This is a genomic window from Stenotrophomonas sp. 2YAF22 (assembly GCF_052114665.1).
GTDB classification, from domain to species: Bacteria; Pseudomonadota; Gammaproteobacteria; order Xanthomonadales; family Xanthomonadaceae; genus Stenotrophomonas; species Stenotrophomonas indicatrix.
The window spans coordinates 1-3,699 of the sequence record NZ_JBFRFE010000435.1 but is presented as its reverse complement, the minus strand read 5'-3'; the positions used below and the strand labels follow the sequence as shown (position 1 = coordinate 3,699).

The 3,699-nt window shown below is 65.7% G+C and carries 5 protein-coding genes; 4 read left to right on the top strand and 1 reads right to left on the bottom strand.

Translation table 11 applies throughout. The annotated features are described in order from the left end of the window. Window positions 1-152: 152 nt before the first annotated feature. Entirely contained in the window at window positions 153-1,133 is a 981-nt protein-coding gene (locus AB4Y84_RS15960; protein WP_025878548.1) for an AraC family transcriptional regulator, read from the bottom strand. Between the two features lie 691 nt (window positions 1,134-1,824). Between AB4Y84_RS15960 and AB4Y84_RS15955 the strand changes: the two genes are divergently transcribed. The 4 genes from AB4Y84_RS15955 to cpaB form a co-directional block, all read left to right on the top strand. Beyond that, a complete protein-coding gene (locus AB4Y84_RS15955; RefSeq protein ID WP_025878547.1) occupies window positions 1,825-2,007 on the top strand; it encodes a Flp family type IVb pilin in 183 nt (60 codons plus the stop codon). A gap of 100 nt (window positions 2,008-2,107) precedes the next feature. Further along, entirely contained in the window at window positions 2,108-2,653 is a 546-nt protein-coding gene (locus AB4Y84_RS15950) for an A24 family peptidase (protein ID WP_442244832.1), read from the top strand. Further along, window positions 2,650-3,123: a TadE/TadG family type IV pilus assembly protein gene (locus AB4Y84_RS15945; RefSeq protein WP_025878545.1), complete on the top strand. Its 474-nt coding sequence runs from the start codon at window positions 2,650-2,652 to the stop codon at window positions 3,121-3,123. The genes AB4Y84_RS15950 and AB4Y84_RS15945 overlap by 4 nt, the downstream gene beginning before the upstream one ends. A gap of 24 nt (window positions 3,124-3,147) precedes the next feature. Next, the coding region (gene cpaB / locus AB4Y84_RS15940) for a Flp pilus assembly protein CpaB (protein WP_442250424.1) at window positions 3,148-3,699 on the top strand (552 nt) is incomplete at its 3' end.

Genomic DNA, 3,699 nt, shown 5'->3' with positions numbered 1-3,699 from the left:
TGGATGCCGCGGCCAAGCCCCCATGGACGGGTTTACGGCGTCCCCCGCAACYGGACCCACCCCGCCATTCCACAGGAAACCTGCTTTTGCTTTCGGCAGTTGCCGTTGCCCTTGCCTCTGCGGGTGCCGGGCGGCAGCCCGGCCGATACCCCTCAGGCTGGCTGGCCGAGCTGTGCCGGCGCGCGCATCAACGTGTCACGCGGCAGTTCGCCGAACACTTTCCGGTAGTTGTCGGCAAAGCGGGAAAGATCCCACAGCCCGCAACTGAGGGCGATGGCCTTGACCGAGCGCCGGTTGGAATCGGCCATCGACAGGCTGCGGCAGGCCGCGCACAGCCGCAGCATCGACAGGTAGCGATTGGGCGAGGTGCCGAACAGATCCTCGAACGCATAGCGCAGGCCACGCTCGCTGACGCCGGCGGCGTCGCAGATTTCATTCATGTAGATATTGCGGCGAAGATTGAGGCGCATGAAGTTCTCCGCCCGCTGCGCGATCAGGTAATGCGTGCGGCGGGCGCGGCTGCAACTGGGCCGATCGGCTGGGCCGGCACCGAGCAGCGCCTGGACATGCTCGTGCAGCAGGCGCTCGGTTTCTTCCGGCTGCAGCCCACCACCCTGCCCCAGCTGCGCGTGCAGTTGCTGGTAATGGCGTACCAGCGGCATCGCATCATCGCCAAGGTTGAACAGTGAAAGCGCCTGCCCCGCCGGTGGCGTGCTGCGCAGGCTCAGCTCGGTCAACTTGCGCTGCACGCGCGCGACCGGCACCAGCATCAGCGTCATCTGGGTACCAGGGCTGAGAGTGAATTCACTGATGCCTTCGGGCATCACGGTCAAGGCCATGCCCGGCGTCAGCGGCACGCCATGGCACCAGCTCAATGCATCATCGGTGGTGTGCAGGTAGCCGAGCATTGCCCAGTCCGGCGGCAGCATGAAACGGCCGCGGCAGTGGAAGCCACAGGTGATGCTGCAGAACAGGGCTTCCTCGTGAACGCGCGAAGCAAATGCCGCGCGCGGACCATTGCCATCCAGCAGCAACAGTTCCACATCGCACACGCGGAGCACGCCGCTCAGCGTGGCCAGGTCGATTGACCTGAGATCGCCGTCGTCGTTGTCTTCCACCCCACCATCGACCATGACAGTGTCGTCCCCCGTTTGGCCTGCCGCACGACCCCGCCCCCACTGCCTGACAGGGCGCACGCCGTTTCCAAGAGCATCGTCCGTTGCCGAGATGGACGCTGCGATGCACGCGCGTCCCTCCCTGAAAATGCAAAACCTTGAATGCGAGTATGCCCGATAATCGGCGGTCGTAAACAGGATGTTTCGACGCTGCGGAATTATCAATTGCGTGAAGAAAATGTGCGCGCCGATGGCATGGTTTTCGCATGCGCGCGGATGGGCATCACATTATCTGCACGACCATGAATCGTTTTGCGCAGGAACGGATTTACGTCACAGATTCGCGCCGGAATATTCAGGCATCCAGCGAATCTGCCGAATTTGCATATAGGTTCCGGTTGCAGGGAACCGCCATTCAGGCAAAGTCGAATACACGGTGATCGGGCACGCAGACAGCGGCCACACCCAGGGGGACAGCATGACCATGCACGTACGAGATACCGTTTCGACCACCGGCCTGGAGCTGGGTGGTCGTGGTTGCGCGGCCGCTGCCCTGCCCGGGAATGATCACCCTGCTTGAGCACAGCGGGATTGCCCGCCGTGCCTCCTCCGCCAGGATGGCGGGGGCCTACGGACGGTCCCGGCGGAGCCGGGCCACCGCCCATGCAGGTGTCCTGCAGCAACTGACAGGTAGAGGGAGACAACCGTCATGAACGCATCGATCCGCAAGTTCCTGAAAGAAGAAGATGGCGTGACCGCGCTCGAATACGGGCTGCTGGCCGCCGTGATCGCCGGCATCCTGATCGTGGTGGGCAGAACCCAGATCACCGCGTTCTTCACCACGTTGTTCACCCGCCTGCAGGCCATTGCCACCGACGCCACCACCACCTAGCCAGCGCGCAGGGTGCAGCACCTGCGGTCGCTTCGATGGCGGCCGCGGTGGCCGATGAAGGGTTCTGCAACTGTCCAGTGACGGACAACGAGGGTGTGCGATGACACTGCTGGGATTGCTGGCCATGGGAGTGTGCCTGCGGATTGCGATCAGCGATCTGTACGCCCGCCGCGTGCCCAACACCTGGCTGCTGGCCGCGTGCACGATCGCCGTGCCCCTGATCATCGCCGGCCAGTTCAATGCAACGCGCACGGCCTGGGCGCCACACCTGCTGGGCGCAGTCGTTGGCCTGCTGGCATTGCTGCCGTTCTATGCGGTGCGCTGGATGGGCGCCGGCGATGTGAAGTTCTTCGCCGTGCTCGGCCTGCTGCTGGGCTGGAAGGCATTGCTGCCGGTGTGGGTGCTGGCCAGCCTGGCCGCAGGCGCCCACGCCGTGCTGTTGCTGGCCGGTCGGCAGTTGGCCGGCCACCTGCCGCTGCGCCTGCAGATGCAGGTAAACCGCGCCAGCACGCACTTGAATGGCCACCCTGCCCTGCGCGAACTGCATGCCGCGCGCGAGGGGCGACAGGGCATTCCCTACGCAGCCTACCTGGCCTTCGCGGCGATTGGCTGGGTGTTGGCAACCACCTATGGAGGCGTCGAATGAAAGCGTTCGCGCGCCAACGCCAACGCGGCGTGGCCAGCATCGAATTCGCGTTGATGCTGCTGCTCGGCCTGGTGCCGCTGCTGCTGCTCACCTTTTCCGGCGTGCTGATCATGGCCGCGCAGCAGACGCTGGCGACGGCCTCGGCCGAGGGCGCGCGTGCTTCGCTGCGCTTTGGCAACGCCGGCGAGCGGCGCACCGCCGCCTGCCTGGCGGCCCGCCGCTCCATGCAGTGGCTGTTGCAGTTTTCCGGGCAGAACCCGGACTGCAGCGGCGGCGGCACCGGCGCCATCGTGGTCTCGCCGCAGGCGCCCTGCGCCGGCCTGGCGACGGTGCAATGCATGACCGTGACGGTGAGCTACGACTATGCGTCCCATCCCTTCCTGCCCGGCACCGCCACGCTCTATGGCTGGGTGATGCAGGCCCCCATCCGCAGCGTCGCGGTCGCCCAGCTGGACCTCGGCAGCAACTGACGATCGGTACAGGAGACGATTTTCATGCTCAAGTTGACCCGCATCGCCGCCATCGCGCTGATCGCGCTCGCCGTGCTGCTGGCCGTGGTCGCCTTTGTGATCGGGCGGAAGCCTGCGGCCTCGGCGGACAACCCGAGCACGATCGTGAAGGCCGATGCGCAGACCTTCAGTGTCGTTGAAGCCACCGCGCGGCTACCCGCCGGCGAGCCGATCAGCGCCAATGGCGTGCGGCTGACGCAACGCACCGCAGAAGTGCCGGGGGCCGTTGCCGACCTGGCAGCGGTGGTCGGCAAGGTGCCGGTGCAGGACATCAGCGAAGGCAGCGCGATTGGTGCCAGCCTGCTCGCACAGGGCTTCTCGCTGCAGCTGCGGCCGGGTGAACGGGCATTGGCGGTGCCGGTCGATGAGCTGGTCGCGGCAGGCAACCGCATCCTGCCCGGTGATTTCGTTGACGTCTTCCTCAACCTGCGCAGCGCCGCTACCAGCTACAACGGCCAGCAGGACATCGCACAGACGCGGTTGCTGCTGTCACGCCTGCGCGTGCTCAGCTACGGACAGCAGGACATCGCGGCAGCC